The organism is Neptunicella plasticusilytica, assembly GCF_047922965.1.
Taxonomy (GTDB): Bacteria; Pseudomonadota; Gammaproteobacteria; order Enterobacterales; family Alteromonadaceae; genus Neptunicella; species Neptunicella plasticusilytica.
The window spans coordinates 1,106,987-1,132,510 of the sequence record NZ_CP150481.1; the positions used below are offsets into that span (position 1 = coordinate 1,106,987).

Genomic DNA, 25,524 nt, shown 5'->3' on the forward strand with positions numbered 1-25,524 from the left:
GTTATTTAGCGGTATCTGCACGCTGTGCTCAGGCTTTAACCCTTTTTTCAATGGCATCAAACAACTTACCTGTGATGCTAATGGGGTAGGCGGCTTCTATTTCGCGCACGCAAGTTGGACTGGTGACATTAATTTCGGTCAGTCGGTCACCAATAATATCCAGACCAACAAATAATAGTCCCTTTTCAACCAGGGTTGGCCCGATGGCTTCGGCAATTTTTCGATCCGACTCGCTGATCGGCTGTGGTCTGCCACTGCCACCTGCAGCTAGATTACCGCGATTCTCACCTTTGGTCGGCAGGCGCGCCAATGCATATGGCATCACTTCACCGTCCACCACCAATACCCGTTTGTCGCCGTCTTTAATCTCTGGAACAAAACGCTGGAACATGGCGTAGCGTTGACCCAGCTCTGTGAGGGTTTCGATAATCACCCCGAGGTTATTACCGTCTTCCTTAACCCGAAAAATGGAGCTGCCGCCCATGCCGTCCAGCGGCTTACAGATTATATCCTGATGTTGCTGATGGAACTCGCGGATTAACTGGCTATTGCGGGTAACCAGCGTGGGCGGAATAAACTGTGGAAACCAGGATGTAAACAGCTTTTCATTGCAATCGCGCAAACTTTGCGCTTTGTTCACCACTAACGTACCGGCCTGCTCCGCCAGTTCAAACATTTGGGTAGCGTAGATAAATTCGTTGTCCACTGGCGGATCTTTGCGCATTAAAATCACGTCCAGTTCGGCCAAACTTTGCCGGGTTTGCGGACCAAAATCAAACCAGTGATTGGCATCAGACTGGACACTAAGTTCACGCATGTTGGCCATGGGTTTGCCATTTTCCAGATACAAATCGCCCATTTCCATATACTGGATTTGGTAACCACGTTGCTGTGCTTCCAATAGCATGGCAAAACTGGTGTCTTTTTTGATATTAATGGACTGGATGGGATCCATTACAATGCCGAGTTTAATTGTCAAAATTAGTCCCCTGTGGACGGAAGTGATCACGACTATAAAGTGGTGATAACTAGCAAAAAATCAAGTATCGGCAGTGAAAACGGGTTTAAGTAACTCCAATTCGGGTTAAATACTGCCTTCTTTTTCGACCACTAATATTCGTGCTTCCCCGACAGGTTGCGCCACGTGTTCGGTCCCGACTGAGGCAAAGAATATGTCGCCGGTTTGCAGTAAGGTTACCTCTTCCTGTCCATCCTGTTTGTAGTGCATATTGACTTGCCCATCGAGTACCGCAAACACTTCTTCGCCATCGTTGATGTGCCATTTATAGGGTTGATCAGTCCAATGCAGACGAGTTGTAACACCATTCATATTGGCGATATCCAGCGCTTGCCAAGCTCTTTGTCCGCTAAATTCGCGACTGCGGATAATTTTCATTTATAAATCTCCAAACAGACTTTGTAGTGCAGTAATAGTCGCTAATGCGGCGGTTTCGGTGCGCAAAATGCGCGGGCCTAGCAGCACAGATTCAAAACCGTGTTCCTGAGTCTGATAGATTTCCTGCTCGCTGAGACCGCCTTCAGGACCGATTAATAACCGGACGCCATGGCTATTTAACCTCAATTGGCTAATGCGTTTTTCGGCCTTGGGATGCAAGGTTAGACGAAACTGGTTGGTGGATTGGGTAGACCACTCGGCCAGATTCAATGGCGGGTTGAGTTTAGGCACGATATTACGACCGCTCTGTTCGCAGGCTCCAATAATAATTTTCTGCCATTGTTGATGCTTTTTGAGCCAGCGCTCGTCATTCAGTTTCACGTTGCAACGCTCGGTAATCAGTGGGGTAATTTCTGTTACCCCTAATTCGACCGATTTTTGCAACACAAAATCCATTCTGTCACCTTTGGAGATACCTTGTCCCAGATGGATACTCAGGGGGGACTCCAGACTTAGGCTGATTTTTGCATCAATACGGGCTAATACCTTGCGTTTGCCTATCTCGACAAGTTCAGCCGGATAGTCATTGCCATCACCATTAAACAGGACTAACGGATGTCCGCTTTTAAGTCGTAACACATTGGCTAAATGATTGGTGGCCTCGCTACTGAGTTCAATTTCGCTGTCCACGCTGAGCAGATCCGGATGGTAAATTCTGGGAATTCGCAATTTGAAAACACCGCTTACAATATTGGTTGGCGCTTATGGTATCAGCCCGATAGAGTATGGCAAAACTATCTTACTATCGGGCTGAATGAATGCAGGCACAACCAACCACACAACCCATGATCCAGGTCAGCGAACTGAGCAAAGGCTTTAAGGGGATTAAAGCAGTTGATGGGATCAGTTTTAGCGTACCTGCGGGTATCTGTTTTGGCTTATTGGGCCCAAACGGTGCGGGTAAAACCACTACAATCGAGATGATGGAGGGAATTTCCAAACCTGATGGCGGTGAAATTCGCTATTACGGTGAACCGATGAATAGGGAGATGAATCAGAAAATCGGGATCCAGTTCCAGAACACCGCCTTGCAGGATTTTTTAACCAGTCGCGAATGTCTGACCCTGTTCCGCAGCTTTTATCAGCATAATCTCAGTGAAGACGAGTTGATGGATTTATGTGATTTACATGACTTTGCTCATCAGGATCACCGAAAGCTGTCGGGGGGCCAAAAACAGCGTTTGTTATTGGCGCTGGCGCTGGTAAATGATCCGGATATTCTGTTTTTGGATGAACCGACTACGGGGCTGGATCCCCATGCCAGACGTAACTTCTGGGATTTAATCAATAAAATAAAACAGCAGGGTAAAACCATTGTGTTGACCACCCATTATATGGATGAAGCAGAACAGCTGTGTGACGACATCGCGATTATGGACAAGGGCAAGATTATCGCCCGTGGTGCCCCAAAGGCTTTGTTGAGCGAGCATTTTAAAGGAGTGTTGATCCGTTTGCCGCAACAGGAGTTGCCATCCGCGGTACTGGAACAGTGTCAACCCAGACTGGAACAGGGACATTATTTTATCAATACCGACCATGTGGAACGAACACTCAAACTACTGGTTGAACAATCGGTGATACTGGAGGGGTTACATGTAAAGTCGGCCAATCTGGATGACTTATTTTTGAAACTGACAGGCCATGGTTTGCAAACGGAAGGAGAGGCAGTATGACTAAGCGTTTTTGGGCCATATTTAAAGCCCGCAATCTGGAGTTTTTCCGGGATCGGTCGTCACTCGGCTGGAACTTGTTTTTCCCGTTATTGCTGGTGGTTGGTTTTGCCTTTATTTTTAGCGGTGACGGCAGGGCCGAATATAAAATCGGACTTTTGGGTGACAAGCCCGCGCAAAGCCGTTTTTTTGAACTTGAGCATGTGCAATATGTGGATTATCAGGATAGCGAATTAGCCCAGCGCAAATTGCAACAACACAGTCTGGATTTGCTGGTAGAACCCGCCAGTCAAACCTATTGGGTCAATAAGAGTTCACCTAAAGGCTATTTTGCTGAGCAACTGCTGATTGGGGACTTGCCGGATTATCATCGCGAAGTGCTGGATGGCCGGGAAATCCGCTATCTGGATTGGGTACTTCCCGGAATTTTGGGCATGAACATGATGTTCAGTTGTCTGTTTGGGGTGGGCTACGTGATTGTGCGTTATCGCAAGGCATCGGTATTAAAGCGTCTAAAAGCCACGCCGTTACATGCTGCCGAATTCTTAACCGCACAGGTATTGTCGCGCCTGTTTATTGTGCTGGTGATTTCTGGTGGGGTGTTTGTCGCTTGTGACTGGATGTTTGATTTTTATATGCTGGGCAGTTATCTGGATTTACTGCTGGTTGCTGCTTTGGGGGCGACGGCGATGATTGCGTTGGGATTGCTGATGGCATCGCGCAGCCACAGCGAGGAACTGACCGGAGGCTTGCTGAATCTGGTCAGTTGGCCAATGATGATGTTGTCCGGTGTGTGGTTTTCCCTTGAAGGTGCGCCCGCGGCGATGCAAACCGTTGCCCAGTTTTTACCCCTCACCCAGTTGGTGGACGCAGCTCGTGCGATTATGACTGACGGCGCGACGTTGGTCGACGTACAACAGCAAATCTGGATCATGTTGGCGATGATATTGTTGTTTTTAGGATTAGGTGCGTGGTTGTTTAGATGGGAAGGTGATGGCCGCTGATGGTAAGCGGTGGTGCACGTTTATCGTCACCCCGGCAGTTGTTTGAGCCGGAACGGGATCCAGTAACTTAGGTGTAAAATCTAAAGTAAGTCATTAAATCAACCATTGTTGTCGCGCTGGCGACGGCAGCCAAAGGGGAATAAATGACGATTCCCCTTTGGAATCCCGCGTCACCCTTGCAGTAACAACACAAAAAACTTGTTCAGGCACCGATAACGCGCTAAATCCACATCCCTTCAGTTAACGCTTTCTCGACATCCTTGTCTCGAATATCGGTACGCTAATCTGAACAAGTTTTTTGTTTACTGCAAAGGGAAAGTAAAACCAAATCCGTTCGTACTTATCTAAAATGTTGTCTTCCTACAGGCTTCGTCATTCCTGTTGTTTTCGTCACCCCGGTAGTGTTTTTAGCCGGGGGCCGGTGTTGATATGGTTGATAACTTCATTATGAATTCCGGCTAAAAACACTACCGGAATGACGGCGTTTTATATCGCAGGGATGACAGGGTTGAAACAACGAGGGATGACGATAATTAGGTTTTGTTTTTAGCTCGTCGCTCGAAGCTTAATTTACTTTCTTTCTCTGTGAACCCTGCGTCTCTGTGGTCAATATAGCTTTTTGCCCTAGCTTATTTTATCTATCCCTTAGTGCAATTAGGATGTTGTTGTGAACTGCTCTGCAACGCTTTGGCCTGTGACATATGTTGTTGTAGATCTTTGATTCGACTCTGTGGAGACGGGTGCGTGGACAACAATTCAGGTTGGCGTTGTCCATAGCTGGCTTTTTCCATATTTTGCCACAAATTAACCGATTGTTCGGGATCAAAACCGGCTTTGGCCATCAGATCCAGTCCGATTATATCCGCTTCTGATTCATGGGTACGACTAAAAGGTAATTGTATGCCAACTTGTGTACCAAAGCCTAAAGCCGCCATTATGCCCGCGTTGTAGGCGACTTTATTCGCTTTTAACAATTGGTCGGTTGCTTCCATACCGATGCCAATCAAGGTGCTATTGGACATTCTTTCGTTACTGTGTCCGGCGATGACATGGCCGACCTCATGGCCGATAACTGCTGCCAGCTGATGCTGATTTTCGGTAACATTAAGCAAGCCGGTGTATACGCCTATTTTGCCCCCGGGCAGGGCAAAGGCATTGACTTGTTCATCATCAAAAACCACCACTTCCCACTTACCGCTGTATACGGAGTCGGGCACCTGCTGGGCAACCAGTCCGGCCACGCATTGGACAAATTTATTTTCTACTTTAGCGGTGGAGACTTTTTGCTCGTCCTTCATGCTGTCAAATGCCTGAATTCCCATTTCGTTCATTTGGTCGGCGGGATACAGCTTCAATTGCCTGCGGCCGGTGGGCGATGTGGTGCAGGCACAAAGGATCAGAAAACTGCTGAATATAAGTAGTAAAGTTTTGTTTTTCATAAAATATTTCATTTTCATAAGCCTGTCATTATTGTGTCGTATGCAATGCATTACCGCCACTGGAAAATCGTGTGAAGCGATATTTTTTATTCTAAGCTATGTATAAAGTAATGTGTATGGAAGGAAAAAAACAGCCAATGAGATTAATGACGTTGGTCGTCGATTTTAAATGCAATTAACTAGTCTCAACATCATCATTATTTCCGAGTCCTTATCCCGTCGCCAGCAAATCGCCCGACAACTTTATGCCTATGGCGTGACTAAAGTGACCGACACGGACCAAGTGTCACCGTTATTCGAGCCAGGCAAAACCGAATACGATGTGATTGTGCTGGATAGGCAGCTCTCCAACTGGCAAACCCGAGCCGAACTTGTTCGCTATCTTACCTATGCTCGTCTGGTTCCAGCATGGTGTACCTTTGTTCTGGTATGCGATGACAGTCTGAAAGAGCAGGGCATGTTGCCGTTCAGGCATATTGATAGCCAGACAATTACATCCGAGTTGACTACCAGCAACCTGATGCCGTCGCTGGTTTTTGCCAGTAAAGGGATCACTGAGCTAAGGTCGTTAATTAACATCGTGGAGTCAGCACAGCAACGTCAGGTACTGGAAAGTTTAAAACAGGCCAGAACGCGCCAGTTACCTGTCGAGATTCAATCGAGCCTTGAAATCATCGTTATTCGTACCTTGTTCTTAAATGGTCATAGCCATTTTGCCTTTAAGCAGGCCGAAAAAATTCGGGACCCCAAATTGCGTCATAGCGCCAAATTACTGATGAGCTTTTTGATGGGAGATAAGCTGCTTTTTAGTCAATGTATGCAACATGCGGATTCAACACCCGGACTGGAACCTAAAATATTGTATTACAAGGCCATGATGTGTGTTCAGCAAAAGAACTATCGGGGTGCCAAAAACTGCTGCCAACAAATGCCTGAATGGGCTAAATCTGCCAGTCTCAGTCAAACCTTGGTATTACTGGAATTGATGATTGAAGGTTTTGATCAGGCGATGGATTATTTGCAACAGCAGCGCTCCGATGGACAAGAGCTGGAACCGGCTCATCATCTCTTGCAGTTTAGCGGATTTATGTTGTTGGTACTGAGCTTGATGAAAGGGCGAAAAGCGTCCAGAACTCAAGCGATTGAACGTTTCGCATTGGCCGAATTTATTGGTTTTAATACGCTGCAAAATAGCCCGGATCAACTCGGCACATTGACCCCCTATCTACATTTGCTGGCGCATATATTACTGGAACAACAGTCGTCTAAACAGTTGCATCAGGAACTGCAAAGTCTAGTGGCAAAAACAGAGCCGTTTAACGCGCTCAAATGGCTGCTATTGGCCGCCAGTGCTGTTGGTTTAAAGCAGTATCAACAGGCCCTTGATTTGCTGGTTAAAGTGGATGCGGCTTTGAGTCCAATGGAACCCTGTGCCGAACTGGTTTTTTATGAAGTGGTTTGGCAGATATTGTTTGATCTGGTCGTTGACGCTGAAAATACTACGCTAACGGCGATAAATATTGGTGCCGAATTAAAAAAACAGGGGGTCAACTATCGTGCTTTGAAACGTCTGTATTCCGCCAGACAGCTTGAACCGTCGAATGTGCGCTGTAATTTATTGTTACTGGAGCTGATGAAACGTTTGTCTCTTGTTCAATATTCCGAGTTGCATCAAGACACTGTTCAGGCGGCGCTGGAATCATCCCGCCTGAGTGATAGCCAAGGTCAACAGTTGGATAAAATATCAGAGATTGAACCCGCCTCCTGACACTAGCAAGAGACGGTTCTGTTCAATTTGTTAAACTCCTGCGTCTGTGCGCAGTGTGTCGGCTTTATCGGTGGCTTCCCAGGGGAATTCATTACGTCCAAAATGACCGTAAGCCGCGGTTGCCTTATAAATTGGGCGCTCCAGCTCCAGCATTTTAAGCAAACCAAATGGACGTAAATCAAAATGCTCGCGTACCAGTGCAACCAGGGTTTTATTATCCACCTTGCCGGTGCCGAAGGTATCTACACTGATTGAAGTGGGCTCTGCTACACCAATGGCATAGGACACCTGAATTTCACAACGTTCGGCTAATCCGGCTGCCACTATATTTTTAGCTACATAGCGACCAGCATAGGCGGCAGAGCGATCCACTTTGGAGGGATCTTTGCCCGAGAACGCACCACCACCGTGGCGAGCCATTCCACCGTAGGTATCGACAATAATTTTACGCCCGGTTAAACCACAATCTCCCATAGGGCCACCAATCACAAAACGGCCGGTGGGATTGATAAAAAACTGGGTATCGCGCGTTAACCATTCTGCCGGTAGCACCGGTTTGATGATTTCTTCCATTACCGCTTCGCGCAAATCTTTGGTGCTGATAGATTCGCTATGTTGGGTCGACAGGACGACAGCATCGATACTGACAGGTTTATTGTTTTCATAGGCAAAGGTGACCTGACTTTTAGCATCAGGGCGTAACCAGGGCAAGGTACCGTTTTTTCGAACTTCGGCCTGGCGTTTAACCAATAAATGGGAATAGGTAATAGGAGCGGGCATTAATACGTCAGTTTCATTACTGGCATAACCAAACATTAAACCCTGATCACCGGCGCCCTGATCTTCAGGACGTGAACGATCGACACCCTGATTAATATCCGGAGATTGTTTACCTATGGCATTAAGTACCGCACAGGAATCGGCATCAAAGCCCATATCGGAGTGGGTATAACCTATTTCGCGCACGGTGTTGCGGGTTAATTCTTCAATATCTACCCAGGCAGTGGTATTAATTTCACCACCAACTAGCACCATACCGGTTTTTACAAAAGACTCACAGGCTACACGAGCCTTGGGATCCTGTTCCAGAATGGCATCTAGTACGGCGTCAGAGATCTGATCGGCGATTTTATCAGGATGGCCTTCGGATACAGATTCGGAAGTGAATAGTTGTTTCGCCATACTGGGCTCCTTAAATACATTTTTGTCTATGGGACATAATCAGGGCGTATTCTAGCGTCTAGAAATCAAATTACCAGCATTTACATCTAGACGTCTAAATGTCCATTTGTTAAGTTATCGTTCCAATTTGAAATAACTTGAATATTCGATATTTGCCACTAACTTTGCTTTGCACATAATTCATACACCAAAGATCAGCAGCCACTAGTTGTAAATATTTTTTTATATATTCTTATGTTATTTCACTAGCCGTTGCAGTTACTTGATAGCTGAGCCAGAATGGCAGCCCAATTATGACAGGGCCGCTAAGTGGCTAACGAGAAAATTACAGGAGATGCTATGCCCTCACGTCGAGAACTAGCCAATGCGATCCGCGCATTGAGTATGGACGCGGTACAAAAAGCCAATTCGGGTCACCCGGGAGCACCAATGGGAATGGCGGATATTGCGCAAGTGTTGTGGACGGACTTTATGCAGCACAATCCGCGCAATCCCAAGTGGGCAAACCGGGATCGCTTTGTATTGTCGAATGGGCATGGCTCAATGCTAATCTATTCATTGTTACATTTAACCGGCTATGACTTGCCAATAGAAGAGCTAAGCCAGTTTCGTCAGTTGCATTCGCAAACTCCCGGCCACCCAGAATACGGTTATACCCAAGGTGTGGAAACAACCACCGGTCCGTTGGGACAGGGGCTTAGCAATGCGGTAGGAATGGCGATTGCCGAAAAAGCGTTAGCCGCACAATTTAACCAGCCTGGTCACGATATCGTCGATCACTTTACCTATTGCTTCCTGGGTGACGGCTGTTTAATGGAAGGGATTTCTCACGAAGTCAGTTCTTTGGCCGGTACACTGGGGTTAGGTAAGTTAATCGCGTTCTGGGATGACAATGGTATTTCTATTGATGGTGAAGTAGAAGGCTGGTTTACCGACAATACTCCCGCACGCTTTGAAGCTTATGGCTGGCATGTTATTGCTGATGTCGACGGGCACGACCCGGAAGCCGTTAAGAACGCAATCGAAGCGGCCCGCCAAGAAACCGGAAAACCGACGTTGATTTGTTGCAAAACCGTTATCGGCTTCGGTTCACCGAATAAATCCGGTAGTCACGACAGTCATGGAGCTGCACTGGGTGAAGACGAAGTGGCCGCCACGCGCAAAGAACTGGGTTGGTCACATGCACCGTTTGAAATTCCTGACGATATTTATGCCGGTTGGGATGCAAAACAGGCCGGTGAGGAACAGGAACAAAGCTGGAATAAGAAATTTGCTTCCTATCAACAAGCCTACCCTGAGCTAGCGGCCGAGTTTGAGCGTCGTATCAAGGGAGAGTTACCCGCTGATTTTGATAGCAAGGCCGACGCGTTTATTCAGCAATGCCAGGATAAAGCCGAAAATATTGCCAGTCGTAAGGCTTCTCAAAATAGCATTGAAAATTTTGCCAGTTTCTTGCCAGAAATATTAGGTGGCTCTGCCGATTTGGCCGGTTCAAACTTGACCTTATGGTCTGGCTCCAAAGGTCTGACAGCGGATGACGCCAGCGGCAATTATATTTATTACGGGGTACGCGAATTTGGTATGACCGGCATTATGAACGGTATTGGCCTGCATGGTGGTTTCCGTCCTTACGGCGCGACTTTCCTGATGTTTATGGAATATGCCCGTAATGCACTGCGTATGTCTGCCTTGATGGGCATTCCGAATATTCAGGTTTATACCCATGACTCAATTGGTCAGGGCGAAGATGGCCCCACCCACCAACCTATTGAACAATTAGCCAATCTGCGCATGACGCCGAATCTGGATACGTGGCGCCCTTGTGATGGTGCCGAAACAGCCGTGGCGTGGAAATCCGCATTAAAACGTACAGACGGTCCAACGGCGTTGGTATTCAGTCGTCAGGGCTTACCGGCACAAGCGCGTGATGCCGAGCAATTGGCCAATATCGCCCGTGGCGGATACGTGCTTAAAGATTGTAAAGGCACACCGGAGGTTATTTTAATCGCGACCGGTTCGGAAGTGGGTATAACGGTAGAAGCGGCAGAGTTGCTAGCAGATCAAGGTAAAGCAGTACGTGTCGTATCCATGCCAAGTACCAGCGTGTTTGATCAACAGGATGCCGATTATCGCGAAGCCGTATTGCCTAAAGCGGTAACCAAACGTGTAGCTGTCGAAGCGGCGCATGTGGATTACTGGTGCAAGTATGTCGGTTTTGACGGTGCTGTTGTGGGAATGACCACCTTTGGTGAGTCGGCGCCAGGCGGAGCATTAATGAAGCACTTCGGCTTTACGGCTGAAGCTGTCGCCAAGTCGGCGACTGAATTGCTGGGCTAAAGGTTTAAACTGAGTTAATCGCTACCGGATAGCGGTGACAACCGATACAATAGGGCGCTTTATAGCGCCCTATTTTTTGGTGTAGAACTTGAACTCAAGACCAGACACTCTCTGGTTGCGATGCAGGATAATGAGTAAAAAATGCTTCGAATTGCTATCAATGGTTTTGGACGTATCGGACGTAATGTGTTGCGGGCGCTGTATGAATCAGGTCGTTATCAACATATACAGGTAGTTGCAATTAACGAGTTGGCGGCGCCGCAAGGTATTGCCCATCTGTTGAAATATGACACCTCTCATGGCCGTTTCAGTTTTCCGGTTAGTCTGGATAATGGCAAGCTGATTGTGGCCGGTAATCCAATCCAATTATTGCATCACGCCGATATCGCTGAACTGGACTGGCGATCATTAGGGATTGATATTGTACTTGAATGCACCGGTGTACACGCCGACCGTGCTGCCGGTCAGACCCATCTTGATCAGGGCGCGGGTAAGGTTTTGTTTGCTCAACCTGGCACTCCTGATATGGATGCCACCATTATCTATGGCATTAATGACGATACGCTCAGCCAGGATGACAAAATTGTTTCCAACGGCTCCTGCACCACCAACTGTATCGTGCCGGTTATCCAGACTCTGGATAACGCCTTTGGGGTTAACAGTGGCACCATTACCACTATTCACGCCTCCATGCATGATCAACAGGTGATTGATGCCTATCACGACGATTTGCGTCGTACTCGTGCGGCGAGCCAATCCATTATTCCGGTAGATACTAAACTGGCATTGGGGATTGAACGTATCTTGCCTAAATTTGCCGGAAAATTTGAAGCAATTGCGGTACGGGTGCCTACCATTAATGTGACTGCGATGGACTTGAGCGTGACGTTAAATACCGAGGTAAGCATTAAAGAGGTTAACCTGGCTCTGATGCAGGCCAGTAAGGGACGTTTGCAGGACTTGTTAGGTTATACCGAAGAGCCGTTAGTATCCTGCGATTTTAATCACGATCCGCATTCTTGTATTGTGGATGGCAGCCAAACCCGGGTCAGCCACAAGCAACTGGTTAAAACGCTGGTGTGGTGTGATAACGAATGGGGTTTTGCCAATCGTATGCTGGATACCGCGATGGCAATGTATAAGATCGACACAACTCATTAAAAGCAAACAATTAAACACAAATTGAAAACCATAAAATTAAGGAATAATCATGTCTGTAATCAAAATGTCTGAAGTAGACTTAGCCGGCAAGCGAGTACTGATCCGCCAGGATCTGAATGTGCCGGTATTAAAAGGTAAAGTGACTTCCGATGCGCGTATTCGTGCCTCTTTACCCACTATTAAAGCGGCCATTGATGCCGGTGCTAAAGTGATGGTGATGTCACATTTAGGCCGCCCTACGGAAGGTCAGTTTGAGCAGGAATTCTCGATGCAACCGGTGGTTGATCACATTGCTGCCAGTGTGGATTTTCCGGTACGTCTGGCCAGCGACTATTTAAATGGTCTGGAAGTGAATGCCGGTGAATTGGTGATTCTGGAAAATGTCCGTTTTAATCGCGGTGAAAAAGCCGATGATGAAACCTTATCCAAACAGTATGCCGCTTTGTGTGATGTGTATGTGATGGATGCGTTTGGCACGGCCCATCGTGCTCAGGCTTCCACTCATGGAGTCGGTTTGCATGCGCCTGTTGCTTGTGCTGGCCCATTATTAGCTGCTGAATTGGAAGCCTTGGGCAAAGCGCTGGATAATCCAGCCCGTCCGCTAGTGGCGGTAGTGGGTGGCTCTAAAGTGTCTACCAAGTTAACCGTGCTGGACGCGCTGTCTAAAATTGCCGATCAGCTGATTGTCGGTGGCGGTATTTCCAATACCTTTATTGCCGCTCGCGGTTATAACGTGGGTCAATCCTTGTACGAGAAAGATCTTATCCCTGAAGCCAAGCGTTTAATGGATAGCCTGGATATTCCCGAAGCTATTGATGTGCGAGTTGGTACAGAGTTTTCTGATACTGCCCCGGCAACGATAAAAAATGTTGATCAGGTTCAGGATAATGAAGAAATCATGGATTACGGCCCCCAAACCGCCGAAAAAGTCGCTGAGGTGTTAAAAAATGCCAAAACCATTTTGTGGAATGGCCCTTGTGGCGTATTTGAATTCGATAATTTCTCTAAAGGCACCGAAGTGGTCGCGCGCGCTATTGCCGAAAGCGACGCCTTCTCGATCGCCGGTGGTGGAGATACCTTAGCCGCAATCGATAAATATGGCCTGGACGATAAAATTTCCTATATCTCCACCGGTGGTGGTGCCTTTTTGGAATTTGTTGAAGGTAAAGTTCTGCCAGCAGTAGCCATGCTGGAAAAACGCGGCAAGTAGTCTGCCAAAATAACCAAATAGTTAGCCAAGCTAATTATTGTAGTTTAACGCCGCTACCCAGCGGCGTTGTTGTATGTTGGCTGCGCCAATAGCTTTATTCACGTCATCCCGGTGATGTTTTGGGCCGGGAACCATAAAGTTTAAAAACCAAAAACCAAAAACCAAAAACCAAAAACCAAAAACCAAAACCCAAAACCCAAAACCCAAAACCCAAAACCCAAAACCCAAAACCCAAAACCCAAAACCCAGAATATTGGATCTATTGCTACGCAAGTTAGCATGGTCATAAAAGTTAAGTTTGGGTGTCGCGCTGGCGACGGCAGCTTAGGGGACTGTGCTGCCGAGTCCCCTAAGAACCCCACGGCACCCTTGCAGTAAAAACACAAAAAACTTGTTCAGGCCTACCGGTATCACAGCAAATCCACATCCTTTCAGCCGCTGTTTTCTCGACATCCCTGTCTCGAATACCGGTAGGCTAATCTGAACAAGGTTTTTGTTTACTGCAAAGGGGAAGGTAAAACCAAAACCGTTCGTCCTGAGCCATTCGACAAGTTCATGACAGGCTCGAGGAACAAGTAGTCGAAGGATGAACGGATTTGAAGGATAAATTTGTCATCATTAAACCCTGTCATACCCGCGAAGGCGGGTATCCACAAACTTGCGGGCGAAAAGCCTTGTTTGTTTTTTGACTCATCAATAATGCACAGCTAACAAATTGATTTACTTGAATATGCAGCGTATTGTCGGAAAAATAAATCAGCAAAGAAGGAATTTCATCCGGTACGAATACGGGGTTAATTCCTTCTATTAAATTGTTAGCACTCAAGGATAGATCATGAAATATTTTAGTTTAATTGGCTTAGCGTTAGTGACATCGGGTTGTGCTACACCCTATCAAGCACATACTTGGTCGGGTGGTTACAAGGATGAGAAGTTGGGTGAAAATCACTATCGAGTCGAATACTACGGAAATGGAACTACATCATTGGAAATGTTAAAGGAGTTCTGGAATAGAAGAGCCACAGAAGTATGTCCAAACGGATATGACGTTTTAACACAGGATAATGGCGCTACCGACGGCGGCATTTTTTTAGGTGGTATAACGTCAATTGCACATCCTTGGTTAAAAGCAGAAATTAAATGTCGTTGAGTGCTAACAAGGCGCCTAAGAAAGCCTGCTTCGCAGGCGGGACAAATACTCGCTGCCTTCGGCAAAGCGCTCGCATTTACCCCTTGGCTTGGCGTTAACTGTCTATGGAAACAAATATTTCACTCGGTATGGCAAACTCAAAGTTGTATGAAAAGGAAGGGCATATCTACTACAAAATATGGCCAATTATTGGGATGCAACTCAATTTTATTCTGGATAAAAAAGTTGCAGAGTTAAAAGTCGATGGTGATGATGTGTTCTATAACGGAGGTTTCTTTAAACTCAAGTTACAGTTTAGAGATAACGACCGATTTACCACTAAGGTTCGTCTGATACCGCAATACTTCTGGATCATTCCGTTTGGTGTTACATTCGGCGAAATATCCAATAAAAACAAAGAAATACTTATTAATGCAATTCAAGACAGTTAACAAGTTAAACCATCGGAAAACCACTCGCTGGCTACGTCAAACCGTTCGTGTTTTCCGCTGTTTAAAGCGTTATGCAATGAGGGAGTACGATGCATTTTGATCCAGATTTAGATGACGATGTACGAAAAGCAAGAGAGCGCTTTATTGAAAATAGGGAGCGCCAGCTGCAAAGTGTTACAACTGAGTCTGTTGATAAATCTTTAACTTTTTTGTTTTCTGCCAACGCAGGAAGTGCAGTAGCTATTTTGGCATATTTAGGCGCCATATCCTCAAAGCCTGATGTCATTGAGTTCAAGGTCGCATTGGCCATGTTCTTCTTGGGTGTAATGCTCATTGGTATATTCAGGGTATTTGTAACTGAAATGTATGGTTCGCTTTTCTGGGCGTTCAAAAAGTCGACTGAGAATTACTTCGAAGAAAACCAAGAGTGGGAAGAGTTCTATAGTGAAGTAAATGCTCAGGTAGTAAAGAATAATATCCCTAGAATATTTGTATATTCATCCTTTGCATGTTTTTTTCTAGGTTGTATTTTCGGGGTGTTGGGCCTGTATGCATAACAAAAACATCATGGTGGGAATTTTACTCGCTGAAAAAGCGCTCCTAAAATCCCTATATGTTAAGCGTTATAAGGCTAATCTAACTCATGTGGTTTTAATGGATGAAAGCTAAAGTTAACTTAATCTCCAGTACAGTATTAGGAGCAGTATCGTTTCTGACAATTATTGTTTTATTTTTTTGGCTAAGTGCAATTCATGAAATTGTTAAAGACGGCAAAGCTTATGGATTCTCAATCGGCATGAATAAAGTCGAAGTAATTTTCAATCTACGTAACACCCCAGAGAAAAGGATTGAGGCTATTAACCTAGTAAGTACTGATAACAAATCTTCGAAAAGAGGGAATTTATCAACAAACTCTGAATACTTTTATAGTTCTGATAAATGGGTAGTTATGTTTGAGTCAGCCTATTTTTTTGATAGTGTCACACTTGAATTTTGCTCAGAACGTTTATGTAAAATATTTAGAAAAAGGCAGTTTCTTGAAATGCCGTAATCGGTGTAAAGCCTTATAACAAGTTAATCTAAACGATGCAAAATGCTTGGCTTGTGCTCTTCCGTCGCAAAATTTAGCTAAGCATTTTGCGCTTATTAGTAAGGCGTTGTTTTTACTAAATGAACCTACATCGATACAAATCAACATTTACTGGCGGAGACTCATCAACTCCATTTTTTGAATTGTCAACGTGGATATTTGGCGGAGCATTGCTTTGTGGACTGCTTATGCTTTTGTTGCCGCCCACGAAAAATTTTTACGCTGAAATATCATTGGTAATGATTTTGTTGAGTATATTTCCCTTGTTCATTCTAAAGTTGTTTGCTCAGCATTTTTATTTATTTGGCTTAGTAATTTCAGTTATTTGCGGTCTAATTTCACTAATATTTATAGGGGCATTTATATATTTTTCGTTCTTTGCGCCTATTGATGATCCTATTGACTTGAATTGGTGTGTTGGGATTATATATTTTGGTACGATTTGCTTTGTTGCAGGTAAAGAGTATGCCAATACTTGTAAGTGAAAAACATAAGGGCAAGTTAGAGTCGCTAGTTAAAACCAAATCCGTTCATCCTGAGCCATTTGATAAACTCTGGATGCATGGAAAAGAAATATACGCGAAGAACAACGATTGGCTGGTTAGCCAATAAAAAAGGCGATGCAGATGAACTGTATCGCCTTTAAAAAGGGTTGTACTAGCGAAAGTTACAGCACATTCACCGCATTCAGGTCCGAAAACGCTTTTTCCAGACGCCGTACCATTGATGATTGCCCTTCGCGCAGCCATACACGTGGATCATAGTGTTTTTTATTCGGCGCTTCATCACCGCTGGGATTGCCTATTTGTCCTTGCAGGTAATCTTTTTTCTCTTCGTAGTAGTTCTTGACGCCTTCCCAGGTGGCCCATTGGGTATCGGTATCGATATTCATCTTGATAACACCATAGCTGATAGACTCTTTGATCTCGGCTTCTGTGGAGCCCGAACCGCCGTGAAATACAAAGTTAAGGCTGTTGGTCGGCAGACCGAATTTTTCAGAAACATAGGCCTGTGAGTCACGTAAAATAGCCGGGGTCAGTTTAACATTGCCAGGTTTATACACTCCGTGCACATTGCCAAATGATGCTGCGATAGTGAAGCGTGGGCTGACCTTCATCAGTTCTTCATAGGCGTAGGCCACTTCTGATGGTTGAGTATAAAGTAGCGAAGAATCCATACCGCTGTTATCTACGCCGTCTTCTTCACCGCCGGTGCAACCCAGCTCGATTTCCAACGTCATGCCCATTTTGGCCATCCGGGCAAGATATTCTTTGCAGGTAGCAATATTTTCTTCGATAGGTTCTTCAGATAAATCAATCATATGGGAACTGAACAAGGGTTTGCCGGTAGCGGCAAAATAGGCTTCCGAGGCGTCCAGTAATCCGTCAATCCAGGGAAGTAGCTTACGCGCGGCATGATCGGTATGCACAATAACGGGTACGCCATAACTTTCTGCTACCGCATGAATATGGTGCGCGCCGGACACACTACCGATAATCGCGGCTTGTTGCCCTTCCAGTTTAAGGCCTTTACCAGCGTAAAATGCCCCTCCACCATTAGAAAACTGGATAATTACTGGCGCTTTGACTTTCGCCGCAGCCTCTAAAACGGCGTTGATTGAATCGGTACCGACAACATTGACGGCGGGTAACGCAAAGTTATTTTCCTTGGCTACCGCAAACACTTTTTGTACATCATCGCCGGTGATCACTCCGGGTTTAACAAAATCAAATATTTTGGACATTTATAGGGCCTTTTAATTAAACGTATCAGCTATTTATGATTATGAGTTTTCATACACATGTCATTCAGTACACATGCTAATGTGGATATAAGTTTAAGCAGGATATATATACTTAAACTTTATCTCTAAAATCAGTTGTAAATATTATGTTTAAGAAGGATAAACGCCACCTTTATCAATGTCTAGGACGGACTAAATATCAAACAGATATAAGCAATGGCATTCGCGCCGATCGGCTAGGCTAGTCGATAGTTTTTTCGATTAGGCAGAGCATATTGGCAAGGTATTAGGTAACCTGACAGGGTGACAACGACAAGGAAAACAAAATGATTAAATGGTTAGCCTTGGGTGTAGCGGCACTACTCGTGATCCTTTACCTGAATTTACCGACATTACTTGAGCCGCGCTTTAATCGGGTTGAACCTCATGAGGCCTATGTTATACAGCCTCAAGCCAGGGAACTACACCAACAATTGACCATTATGGACTGGCATTCGGATTCTTTGTTATGGGAGCGAAATATTCTTGATCATGTTAGCCGTGGCCATGTTGATGTTCCCAGATTGCAACAGGGCAATGTCGCCCTGCAAATGTTCACCACTGTCACCAAATCCCCCAAAGGGCAAAACTATGAAAAGAACAGTGCCGCCAGCGATCGTATTACGTCTCTGGTTATTGCTCAGGGATGGCCAATACGTACTTGGGACAGTCTATTACAGCGCAGTTTATATCAGGCTCAAAAACTGGATAACGCGGTCAATCAATCCGACGGCCAGTTGCGTTGGGTAAGAAATGTCCCCGAGCTGGAAGAATTACTGGCTAGTCGGAAAACGGCACAGCTAAAACCCATCGGTGTATTATTAGGGATGGAAGGAGCACATCCGCTGGAAGGTGATATCGCCAATCTGGACAAGCTTTATCAGCATGGCTTTAGAATGATTGGTCTGCAGCACTTTTTTGATAACCGATTAGGCGGCTCATTGCATGGCCTGAGCCAGTCCGGTCTGACTGAATTTGGTCGTCAGGTGGTGGCTAAATTGAATGACAAGCAGATGATTATCGACGTTGCGCATTCATCAGCAAAAGTTGTCGAAGAAGTACTGGAACTCAGTCGTCGTCCTATTGTCGTATCCCATACCGGCTTGTATGGCGTCTGCCCTACAGCAAGAAATTTGCCGGATCAGTTGATGCAGCAAGTTGCGGCCAAAGGCGGGTTGATCGCACTGGGGTATTGGCAAGCTGCGGCCTGTGATATTAGCCCACAGGGGATTGCCAAAATGATCAAATACGGGATTGATTTGGTCGGCGAAGATCATATCGCTTTGGGATCTGATTTTGACGGAGCGGTAGAAACACGGATTGACAGTAGTGAAATAGCGACACTGACACAGGAGTTATTGGCATTAAATGTTACTAAAATGCAAATCCGCAAAGTCATGGGTGAAAATTCTGTTAAATTTTTGCAACAATGGCTGCCTAAGGCATAGAATTTGGCAGAAATTAAAGGAATCGTTTGGCGTCGTAGTATTATTCCATTACAATATCTGCGCATTTTTTGAGCAACTCATCTTAATTCGAAGTAGTAGGCTGTACCGATGATTAAAAAACTTGTAATTTGTAGTTTAGCTTTTGTACCCATGGTCAGTATGGCCGGTATCGACTTGATGTCTCGCCTGTATATGGCGGACAATACAAGCAATCCAGCGGATAGCGGTGAAAATGTTAAACCTTTCACAATGGACGGTGAATTCGGTTTAATTAAAACCACCGGTAATACCGAAACAACATCGGTTAAAGCAACGTTGAGTGCGCATCAGGAACTTGAACAATGGAGTAATGACTACGTTGTTGAAACGCTGTATAAACAAGATGAAGTCGACAACGATGAAGGCGAAGAGACACAAACAACGGCACAAAAAGTGTTTTTGTCCGGACAGGGAAACTACAAGTTAACCGATCCCAATCATCGTATCTTTGCCTTTGCATCCTATGAAGATGACCGTTTTAGTGGCTACCAATATCAAGGCACTTTAGCAACGGGTTGGGGCCAACAAGTCTGGAAAGACGATACCAGCAGTTTTAATTACAGTGTGGGTCCGGGTTATTCATTCGCTAAAACACAAGAGGGTGAAGATGCCAGCAGCTTCATTGTTCGTGGCGCGATGGATTATCAGTGGAAAATCTCTCCGACAGCGACGTTCCGTCAGTTAATCAGTACGGAGATCGGTTCCGAAAACACCAAATCCAAATCTGAAACATCGGTTGCGGCTAAAATTAATGGTTCATTAGCGATGAAAGTTTCGTTACTGCTCAACCATAACAGCGATGTGGTAGAAGGTAACGAGAACCTGGATACTCAAACTGCAGTGACGCTGGTTTATACCTTCTTTTAATCCAAGGCAGCTCTTAATAAATTAAAAAAGCCAGTCAAATGACTGGCTTTTTGCTGACTGGGGCTTTGTTAGCCGGATTTTAACGTTTAACCTTGGTTTCTACTGTCGTCGAAACTTTGGCATGAATGCGCCGATTCTTTTTGGCAGCCTCGGCTGTGCCAGAATCATCCAGTAATTCCGTTTCGCCATAGCCTTTGGCGGTGAGACGACTTGCGTCAATATCGTAACGATCAATCAGTAATTGGCGTACCTTGTTAGCTCGTTCCTCGGAGAGCTTCTGGTTGTAATCGGCTTCCCCTACTGCTGAAGTGTGGCCGCCGATTTCGGCATATACCGAGCCATAACGCTGCATAAAGTCAGCAAATTTCTGGAATTCGGGACTTTCAGGGTCGGTAATTTCGCTACTGTTGTTGGCGAACAAAATATTGAGTACTACGGAGTAGGATTTTTCCATCAAGATACTACAACCATTAGCATCGACCTTGTCTGTTTTAGGCGTGCCCGGGCATTTGTCAGCCTGATCAAAGATTCCGTCTCCGTCTGTGTCCAGGCTGATCGGTTCGGCAACTTGTTGTGTGACAGGAGGCGGTGGAGTAGGAGCGGCTGCTTTGTGCTGATTGGACTCTGTGTTGAAGGTGTAGGCTATACCCAGTTTCAAACCAAAGTCATTGTAATCCTGACCAAAGTCATAGTAACTGGCGGCTTCGGCAATAACTCGCCAATTGTCGTTAATCTGGAAATGTTTGCCTATACCTACATTCGCCATTCGGTAGCTGGTATCCAGCTTTTCATGCTTGACCCCGGCAAATAAATAGACCGATTTTTGATCCAGGAAGTAGAGCGCATCAACACCTAAACGATCACCGGTTTCATCGTCAAAACCGTCGATGGCGTCAATGTCCAGATGTGACCATTCTATTCGACCGGCCCAACGGGGACTGAAACGCAATCCCAGTTCGGCACCGATACCATGGCCGTCGTCAAGGTATTCAAAGGGCTCGGGTTTGTCTGAATCAGGATTATAATATTCAATAAAGCCGGCTACCCAGCCATCCTCAATTTGGTCATCTGCCAACGCGTTTCCGGACAGACCCAAAGTGCCAATAGCACAGAGCAAAATGCTGATTTTATTGCGCTTAAAATTTCTCATAGCGTGTTCCTTTTATTAGCTGTATCGCTTTTTCAGGATATCGCCTTTTTAGAGGAGATCAACTGACGCCATTTAGCGTCACAATGAGCTTGCGAGTGCCGCCATTGTTACGATGTTCGCACAAATAAATCCCTTGCCAGGTACCTAAAGCTAACTGGCCCTGCCGGATCGGCACAGTCAGATTAACCCCCAACATGCTCGACTTAATATGCGCGGGCATATCATCCGGGCCTTCATAAGTGTGCTGAAAATAGGGAATGTCTTCAGGCACCAGATGATTGAGGTAAGCGTTCATATCACTTCTGACAGTTGAATCGGCATTTTCGTTAATGGTTAGGCTGGCACTGGTATGACATAGAAACAGATTGGCTATACCGACTTTATACTGCCTCAGCTCAGTAAGTGCTGCCAAGACTTCGTCGGTAATCAGGTGACAGCCGCGGGAGCGGGGCTTGAGACTGATTTGATATTGTGACCAGAGTGTATTCATTGTTTTGTTATTGCAATCCGGTCATTCTACTGACAACTGCTGCACAATCCATGCGCTTCAATGGTCTGGCTCTGCACCTTAAAACCATGTTCATGGGCTTGTTTATCCAAAGTTTGTTTTAACCCTGCTGACTGGATTTCTTTGACATCACCGCATTGATCGCAAATCAAAAACTGAACCGGGTGGTTGCAGCCAAAATGATGGCATGCCACAAAAGCATTACTTGATTCGATCCGGTGCACCAGTCCGAACTCAAGCAGAAAATCCAGTGTGCGATAAACGGTGGCGGGCTTGGCGGTATTTTCGGTTTCTTTTAGTTGATCAAGTAATTCATAAGCCCCTATTGCGCCTTCCCGGTCAATTAATAGGCGATAAATTTTTTCGCGTAATAAGGTAAAGCGGGCCCCTTTGTCTTCGCAATAACTTCGTGCTTTAAGCACTTGTGATTCTGTTGTCATGGTTGTCATTTTTTGTAAAATTCAAGGTGCCAGTTTATCACAGGCTTTTTAAGTACCGGCGGTTAATTTTGAAACAACGGCAAGCTGTTTATCCGTTGTTCGATCAATTGCCGTTTCTGTTTATATTGTTCACTGTCGACATCGCCAATTTGCTGGTTAAATTGCTCTTTATGCAATCCTTCTGGTAAATCCGCAATAAACGGAAAGTAGTCAGTTTCTTTAGTCTGTGGGGTGATTCTTTGCTGAATAATACTGGCGAACTCGGGATCGGTTGCCATTTGGGCCAGTTTAATTCCGGCCATATCGGCAGATAAATCGGCAAAACTGAAACCGCTGCCCTCGGTACTGCGATCCATTAATTCTTTAAATTCCCCTACCGCAATGGAAATACCCTGTTGGGACAGTATTTCTATCGCCGCCGAATACAGGAAGTGCTGGCACAAGTCGCGACGACGGGACAAGAATACCTGATGGCGGGATTTAGCTTTATCCAACAACGAAGGTTCAATGTTACCGGCAAAGCGGGCGAAATTCTGGTTGCCGTCGAAAATCGCCATTGCCAGAATGGCTGCACGGTTTTCAACACTAGGATCACGATCGACCGAACGTTTTTGTGCTTCGTCAAACAACGCCACGATATATTGATTAATCGATATATAGGGCAGCTGTAAATCGATAATTTTGACACCGGTTAAAAAATGCAGATAGTGGACAATACTCTCCTGAAAAAGCTGCTCTTCTTCATTTAATTCCCGCTTTAACGATTTCATTTCAGTTAACAAATCATACACCGGAGCCAATTTTATCATCAGCTTGAACGGGTCCATTTCTACGCGAGTGATACGATTGGGAAGTTCAGAGGCAATATGACTGTCCGTATACCAATCTATTACCCAGGTCAGCAGGCTAAGGGCGGTATCACCAGGAATGCTTATCTGACCAATTTTCAATGTTTCCAGTTTTAATTCGTCGGCCTCGACGATCCATAAACTGACGTTGATATAACCACCAAACAGGCTATCCGGTAACTGATAGGTGATGGCCAGCAAGCTGCGCTGATAATCCAGATTGGCCTGCGCCTTTATCGCAGGTTTGGCTCTTTGTACAAAACCAGCCAGACTGTTTAGCTGGTCAGCCTTGAGCTGGATTGACTGGAGCCGACGAGAGCGTCCGAGAGAACGTTGTAGCTGATCGAGTAAAGCCGGTAAGCTGTCTGCAGATTCGACCTGCTGATGACTTTGAGCAACCACCAGTGGTTGTTTCTCAATCGCCAAAAATAGCAGGCAAGCCAGTACTGCGAGTAAAAATAGAAGTATCCAAATCGTGATTTTCAGGAAACGAGTGGCTTTTTGCATCTGAAATGGTCATAAACAGGTAAGAATAGATGTTAAAACGTTACCAATTCGGTGGCCAGAACACCAGCTTTTAGATCGGTAAATAACTGAGTTGTAGAACAAAATAGTGATATAAACACTTTCCATCGTGCCCGTTTATATCACCATTTGTATCCAGCAGGCGCTAATGCGCAAGCGAATCATCAAGTTCCGCTACAGGGAATGCGTTGGCAAAAGCAATCAGTGCTTCACTATCGATGTCACTGGATTTAAAGGTGATAAAGCCACCACTTTTCAGCGTTACTTGTAACTCGGCTTGTTCGTTGTCACTCATGTCTGTTGCTGTCCTGCGCTGAATACGCAACGCTTTACCCTGGCCACTTTGCAGACCAAATTGCGCCATCGCCGAGAATGCATTGGCCATGGCTCCCGATGCGCCTGCTGACAGGGAGACATTAATGGTGGCGTCTTTTTTGCGATAATCCCGTTCGATAACACTCATGCCCATAACTTGCTGTTGATTCATTTCATCGCCGCTGTAGCCAAGAATGTTGTCCTTGAAGAAGGTGGCTGTTTTCCCCTGCTTCTCCTGTTCCATTAATTTTACGCACCAGCGGGCTTCTTCTAATGCTCCTTCCAAATCTTTTTTGGCGTACAAGGAAGCCGCATTGCTACAACTTTGCTGGGGGGATTCTTGTGCCATTGCCGGAGCGGATAATATCAGACATGCGTTTAGGCTAATGATTAGACGTTGTGTTAACACGATAACTCTCCTTATCGTCGTTTATCGATTTGAGACAGATTTAATTGAAGACCAATTTTTTAAATAAGCAATGCCCCGCAGCAAAAACACAGTAAAGCTCAACAGGATCAAGCAAATATTTAATGGCATGGGAATGGCTATCAGGGTAAAATGCGCGGCCCTATTTTTCGAACTTCGCAGGGTATTATGCTCCCCCGTAAAATTTCTGTTGCACCCATGCTCGATTGGACGGACCGTCATTGCCGCTATTTTTTGCGGCAAATATCCAGTCAGGCGTTGTTGTATACAGAAATGGTGACTACGGGCGCGATCATCCATGGCAAAGGGGATTATCTGGCTTTCCATCAGGATGAGCAGCCGGTGGCACTGCAACTGGGCGGCTCAAATCCGCAGGAAATGGCGGAATGTGCGCGTCAGGCTGAAGGTTATGGTTATGACGAAGTTAATATCAACGTCGGTTGTCCGTCAGACAGAGTACAAAATGGACGCTTTGGCGCTTGCCTGATGGCGGAGCCTGAAACTGTTGCTGCGTGCGTTAGTCAGATGCAGCAAGCGGTCAATATCCCGGTTACGGTTAAGTCCCGCATCGGTATAGACGATATGTGTGAAATGGATGACTTGACCCGCTTTATTCAAATTGTGGCCGATGCCGGTTGTGATACTTTTATCGTGCACGCCCGAAAAGCCTGGTTACAGGGACTCAGCCCTAAAGAAAATCGTGATATACCGCCTTTGATGTACGACAGGGTTTATCATCTCAAGCAGCAGTTCCCTCATTTACACATCAGTATTAATGGTGGGGTTAAAACACTGGACGACGCTGCCTTACACCTGAATCATCTGGATGGGGTAATGATTGGCCGTGAAGTGTACAGTAATCCCTGGATATTGGCTGAGGTGGATCAGCGTTTCTATGACCTGCCTGAAAATAGCAAAGACAGGATAGAAATCGTGCAGCATATGATCGATTATACCGAGCAACAAATGCTGCAAGGTGCCCGGTTTTATCATGTTGCCCGCCATATGTTAGGTTTATTTCAGGGTCAACCCGGGGCTCGGGCATGGCGACGCTGTTTAAGCGAACATGGGACTGCCGCAAATGCGACGCCAGAATTGTTTAATCGGGCACTGGATGCTATGTATACACGTGCGTCAGCGTGACGCTATTCCTCCTTTTTCTATCTATCCGATTATCTTTGGCGTTGTAGTTTGTCATCTTTCATCTGAGTCATAGTCACTTTATATGATTGCCCCGGCGCGTTTTATCACTGGTGCAACAGGCTCCAGTTGCTAG

Annotated in this window: 25 protein-coding genes; 14 read left to right on the forward strand and 11 right to left on the reverse strand. The window is 45.7% G+C overall.

Annotation, left to right across the window (positions count from 1 at the left end):
• Positions 1–28: 28 nt before the first annotated feature.
• The 3 genes from gshB to V1467_RS04785 form a co-directional block, all read right to left on the reverse strand.
• Positions 29–979 (reverse strand): glutathione synthase, encoded by a 951-nt coding sequence (gene gshB, locus V1467_RS04775; RefSeq protein ID WP_416307659.1) that lies wholly within the window; start codon positions 977–979, stop codon positions 29–31.
• 105 nt (positions 980–1,084) lie between these two features.
• Positions 1,085–1,396 (reverse strand): cupin, encoded by a 312-nt coding sequence (locus tag V1467_RS04780; protein ID WP_416307660.1) that lies wholly within the window; start codon positions 1,394–1,396, stop codon positions 1,085–1,087.
• The gene (locus tag V1467_RS04785; RefSeq protein ID WP_416307661.1) at positions 1,397–2,125 is read right to left on the reverse strand and encodes a 16S rRNA (uracil(1498)-N(3))-methyltransferase; all 729 of its coding nucleotides are present in this window, start codon (positions 2,123–2,125) and stop codon (positions 1,397–1,399) included.
• Between the two features lie 89 nt (positions 2,126–2,214).
• Between V1467_RS04785 and V1467_RS04790 the strand changes: the two genes are divergently transcribed.
• Together V1467_RS04790 and V1467_RS04795 are read left to right on the forward strand one after the other, a co-directional pair.
• On the forward strand, positions 2,215–3,129 hold the full coding sequence (locus V1467_RS04790) for an ABC transporter ATP-binding protein (protein ID WP_416307662.1): 915 nt from the start codon (positions 2,215–2,217) through the stop codon (positions 3,127–3,129).
• Positions 3,126–4,130, forward strand: a complete 1,005-nt coding sequence (locus V1467_RS04795) for an ABC transporter permease (protein WP_416307663.1) — start codon at positions 3,126–3,128, stop codon at positions 4,128–4,130. Before V1467_RS04790 ends, V1467_RS04795 begins: the two co-directional genes overlap by 4 nt.
• Positions 4,131–4,768: 638 nt before the next feature.
• Here V1467_RS04795 and V1467_RS04800 read toward each other — a convergent pair.
• Complete coding sequence (locus tag V1467_RS04800; RefSeq protein ID WP_416307664.1) at positions 4,769–5,587, reverse strand: M48 family metallopeptidase; 819 nt, start codon at positions 5,585–5,587, stop codon at positions 4,769–4,771.
• Between the two features lie 151 nt (positions 5,588–5,738).
• Here V1467_RS04800 and V1467_RS04805 point away from each other — a divergent pair, with 151 nt between their 5' ends.
• Entirely contained in the window at positions 5,739–7,337 is a 1,599-nt protein-coding gene (locus tag V1467_RS04805; RefSeq protein WP_416307665.1) for a hypothetical protein, read from the forward strand.
• Positions 7,338–7,367: 30 nt separating this feature from the next.
• On the opposite strand, the gene metK is transcribed toward V1467_RS04805, so the two are convergent.
• Positions 7,368–8,519, reverse strand: coding sequence for a methionine adenosyltransferase (gene metK, locus V1467_RS04810; RefSeq protein ID WP_416307666.1), 1,152 nt, complete (start codon positions 8,517–8,519; stop codon positions 7,368–7,370).
• Between the two features lie 339 nt (positions 8,520–8,858).
• Between metK and tkt the strand changes: the two genes are divergently transcribed.
• The 8 genes from tkt (at position 8,859) to V1467_RS04850 (ending at position 16,510) form a co-directional block, all read left to right on the forward strand.
• Positions 8,859–10,856: a transketolase gene (gene tkt / locus V1467_RS04815; protein WP_416307667.1), complete on the forward strand. Its 1,998-nt coding sequence runs from the start codon at positions 8,859–8,861 to the stop codon at positions 10,854–10,856.
• A 141-nt stretch (positions 10,857–10,997) separates the two neighbouring features.
• Entirely contained in the window at positions 10,998–12,017 is a 1,020-nt protein-coding gene (epd, locus tag V1467_RS04820) for an erythrose-4-phosphate dehydrogenase (RefSeq protein WP_416307668.1), read from the forward strand.
• A 49-nt stretch (positions 12,018–12,066) separates the two neighbouring features.
• Positions 12,067–13,227 carry a phosphoglycerate kinase gene (locus V1467_RS04825; protein WP_416307669.1) on the forward strand — a complete coding sequence of 387 codons (1,161 nt, stop codon included), beginning with the start codon at positions 12,067–12,069 and terminating at the stop codon, positions 13,225–13,227.
• An 835-nt stretch (positions 13,228–14,062) separates the two neighbouring features.
• Positions 14,063–14,377, forward strand: a complete 315-nt coding sequence (locus V1467_RS04830) for a CC0125/CC1285 family lipoprotein (RefSeq protein WP_416307670.1) — start codon at positions 14,063–14,065, stop codon at positions 14,375–14,377.
• Between the two features lie 104 nt (positions 14,378–14,481).
• Positions 14,482–14,808: a hypothetical protein gene (locus V1467_RS04835; protein ID WP_416307671.1), complete on the forward strand. Its 327-nt coding sequence runs from the start codon at positions 14,482–14,484 to the stop codon at positions 14,806–14,808.
• 89 nt (positions 14,809–14,897) lie between these two features.
• Entirely contained in the window at positions 14,898–15,365 is a 468-nt protein-coding gene (locus tag V1467_RS04840; RefSeq protein ID WP_416307672.1) for a hypothetical protein, read from the forward strand.
• 101 nt (positions 15,366–15,466) lie between these two features.
• A complete protein-coding gene (locus V1467_RS04845) occupies positions 15,467–15,859 on the forward strand; it encodes a hypothetical protein (protein ID WP_416307673.1) in 393 nt (130 codons plus the stop codon).
• A 504-nt stretch (positions 15,860–16,363) separates the two neighbouring features.
• A complete protein-coding gene (locus tag V1467_RS04850; protein WP_416307674.1) occupies positions 16,364–16,510 on the forward strand; it encodes a hypothetical protein in 147 nt (48 codons plus the stop codon).
• 55 nt (positions 16,511–16,565) lie between these two features.
• Here V1467_RS04850 and fbaA read toward each other — a convergent pair whose 3' ends face one another.
• Positions 16,566–17,642, reverse strand: a complete 1,077-nt coding sequence (fbaA, locus tag V1467_RS04855; protein WP_416307675.1) for a class II fructose-bisphosphate aldolase — start codon at positions 17,640–17,642, stop codon at positions 16,566–16,568.
• Positions 17,643–17,968: 326 nt separating this feature from the next.
• Here fbaA and V1467_RS04860 point away from each other — a divergent pair, with 326 nt between their 5' ends.
• Both V1467_RS04860 and V1467_RS04865 read left to right on the forward strand, forming a co-directional pair.
• Positions 17,969–19,129: a dipeptidase gene (locus tag V1467_RS04860; RefSeq protein WP_416307676.1), complete on the forward strand. Its 1,161-nt coding sequence runs from the start codon at positions 17,969–17,971 to the stop codon at positions 19,127–19,129.
• A 177-nt stretch (positions 19,130–19,306) separates the two neighbouring features.
• On the forward strand, positions 19,307–20,035 hold the full coding sequence (locus V1467_RS04865; RefSeq protein WP_416308650.1) for a DUF481 domain-containing protein: 729 nt from the start codon (positions 19,307–19,309) through the stop codon (positions 20,033–20,035).
• Between the two features lie 79 nt (positions 20,036–20,114).
• On the opposite strand, the gene V1467_RS04870 is transcribed toward V1467_RS04865, so the two are convergent.
• The 5 genes from V1467_RS04870 to V1467_RS04890 form a co-directional block, all read right to left on the reverse strand.
• Positions 20,115–21,185 (reverse strand): OmpA family protein, encoded by a 1,071-nt coding sequence (locus V1467_RS04870; protein ID WP_416307677.1) that lies wholly within the window; start codon positions 21,183–21,185, stop codon positions 20,115–20,117.
• Positions 21,186–21,243: 58 nt separating this feature from the next.
• Complete coding sequence (locus V1467_RS04875) at positions 21,244–21,675, reverse strand: secondary thiamine-phosphate synthase enzyme YjbQ (protein ID WP_416307678.1); 432 nt, start codon at positions 21,673–21,675, stop codon at positions 21,244–21,246.
• 26 nt (positions 21,676–21,701) lie between these two features.
• Entirely contained in the window at positions 21,702–22,133 is a 432-nt protein-coding gene (locus V1467_RS04880; protein WP_416307679.1) for a transcriptional repressor, read from the reverse strand.
• Positions 22,134–22,195: 62 nt separating this feature from the next.
• Complete coding sequence (locus V1467_RS04885) at positions 22,196–23,488, reverse strand: hypothetical protein (protein ID WP_416307680.1); 1,293 nt, start codon at positions 23,486–23,488, stop codon at positions 22,196–22,198.
• A gap of 163 nt (positions 23,489–23,651) precedes the next feature.
• Positions 23,652–24,230 carry a hypothetical protein gene (locus V1467_RS04890; RefSeq protein WP_416307681.1) on the reverse strand — a complete coding sequence of 193 codons (579 nt, stop codon included), beginning with the start codon at positions 24,228–24,230 and terminating at the stop codon, positions 23,652–23,654.
• Between the two features lie 186 nt (positions 24,231–24,416).
• Between V1467_RS04890 and dusA the strand changes: the two genes are divergently transcribed.
• The gene (gene dusA / locus V1467_RS04895) at positions 24,417–25,391 is read left to right on the forward strand and encodes a tRNA dihydrouridine(20/20a) synthase DusA (RefSeq protein ID WP_416307682.1); all 975 of its coding nucleotides are present in this window, start codon (positions 24,417–24,419) and stop codon (positions 25,389–25,391) included.
• Positions 25,392–25,524: the final 133 nt, after the last annotated feature.

Excerpts from the sequence above, each read along its gene's own strand:
- V1467_RS04780 (WP_416307660.1), bottom strand. The coding sequence starts at position 1,396 with ATGAAAATTATCCGCAGTCGCGAATTTAGCGGACAAAGAGCTTGGCAA.
- V1467_RS04790 (WP_416307662.1), top strand. The coding sequence starts at position 2,215 with ATGCAGGCACAACCAACCACACAACCCATGATCCAGGTCAGCGAACTG.
- V1467_RS04795 (WP_416307663.1), top strand. The coding sequence starts at position 3,126 with ATGACTAAGCGTTTTTGGGCCATATTTAAAGCCCGCAATCTGGAGTTT.
- V1467_RS04800 (WP_416307664.1), bottom strand. The coding sequence starts at position 5,587 with ATGAAAATGAAATATTTTATGAAAAACAAAACTTTACTACTTATATTC.
- V1467_RS04805 (WP_416307665.1), top strand. The coding sequence starts at position 5,739 with ATGCAATTAACTAGTCTCAACATCATCATTATTTCCGAGTCCTTATCC.
- metK (WP_416307666.1), bottom strand. The coding sequence starts at position 8,519 with ATGGCGAAACAACTATTCACTTCCGAATCTGTATCCGAAGGCCATCCT.
- tkt (WP_416307667.1), top strand. The coding sequence starts at position 8,859 with ATGCCCTCACGTCGAGAACTAGCCAATGCGATCCGCGCATTGAGTATG.
- epd (WP_416307668.1), top strand. The coding sequence starts at position 10,998 with ATGCTTCGAATTGCTATCAATGGTTTTGGACGTATCGGACGTAATGTG.
- V1467_RS04825 (WP_416307669.1), top strand. The coding sequence starts at position 12,067 with ATGTCTGTAATCAAAATGTCTGAAGTAGACTTAGCCGGCAAGCGAGTA.
- V1467_RS04830 (WP_416307670.1), top strand. The coding sequence starts at position 14,063 with ATGAAATATTTTAGTTTAATTGGCTTAGCGTTAGTGACATCGGGTTGT.
- V1467_RS04835 (WP_416307671.1), top strand. The coding sequence starts at position 14,482 with ATGGAAACAAATATTTCACTCGGTATGGCAAACTCAAAGTTGTATGAA.
- V1467_RS04840 (WP_416307672.1), top strand. The coding sequence starts at position 14,898 with ATGCATTTTGATCCAGATTTAGATGACGATGTACGAAAAGCAAGAGAG.
- V1467_RS04845 (WP_416307673.1), top strand. The coding sequence starts at position 15,467 with ATGAAAGCTAAAGTTAACTTAATCTCCAGTACAGTATTAGGAGCAGTA.
- V1467_RS04850 (WP_416307674.1), top strand. The coding sequence starts at position 16,364 with ATGCCAATACTTGTAAGTGAAAAACATAAGGGCAAGTTAGAGTCGCTA.
- fbaA (WP_416307675.1), bottom strand. The coding sequence starts at position 17,642 with ATGTCCAAAATATTTGATTTTGTTAAACCCGGAGTGATCACCGGCGAT.
- V1467_RS04860 (WP_416307676.1), top strand. The coding sequence starts at position 17,969 with ATGATTAAATGGTTAGCCTTGGGTGTAGCGGCACTACTCGTGATCCTT.
- V1467_RS04865 (WP_416308650.1), top strand. The coding sequence starts at position 19,307 with ATGTCTCGCCTGTATATGGCGGACAATACAAGCAATCCAGCGGATAGC.
- V1467_RS04870 (WP_416307677.1), bottom strand. The coding sequence starts at position 21,185 with ATGAGAAATTTTAAGCGCAATAAAATCAGCATTTTGCTCTGTGCTATT.
- V1467_RS04875 (WP_416307678.1), bottom strand. The coding sequence starts at position 21,675 with ATGAATACACTCTGGTCACAATATCAAATCAGTCTCAAGCCCCGCTCC.
- V1467_RS04880 (WP_416307679.1), bottom strand. The coding sequence starts at position 22,133 with ATGACAACAGAATCACAAGTGCTTAAAGCACGAAGTTATTGCGAAGAC.
- V1467_RS04885 (WP_416307680.1), bottom strand. The coding sequence starts at position 23,488 with ATGCAAAAAGCCACTCGTTTCCTGAAAATCACGATTTGGATACTTCTA.
- dusA (WP_416307682.1), top strand. The coding sequence starts at position 24,417 with ATGCTCCCCCGTAAAATTTCTGTTGCACCCATGCTCGATTGGACGGAC.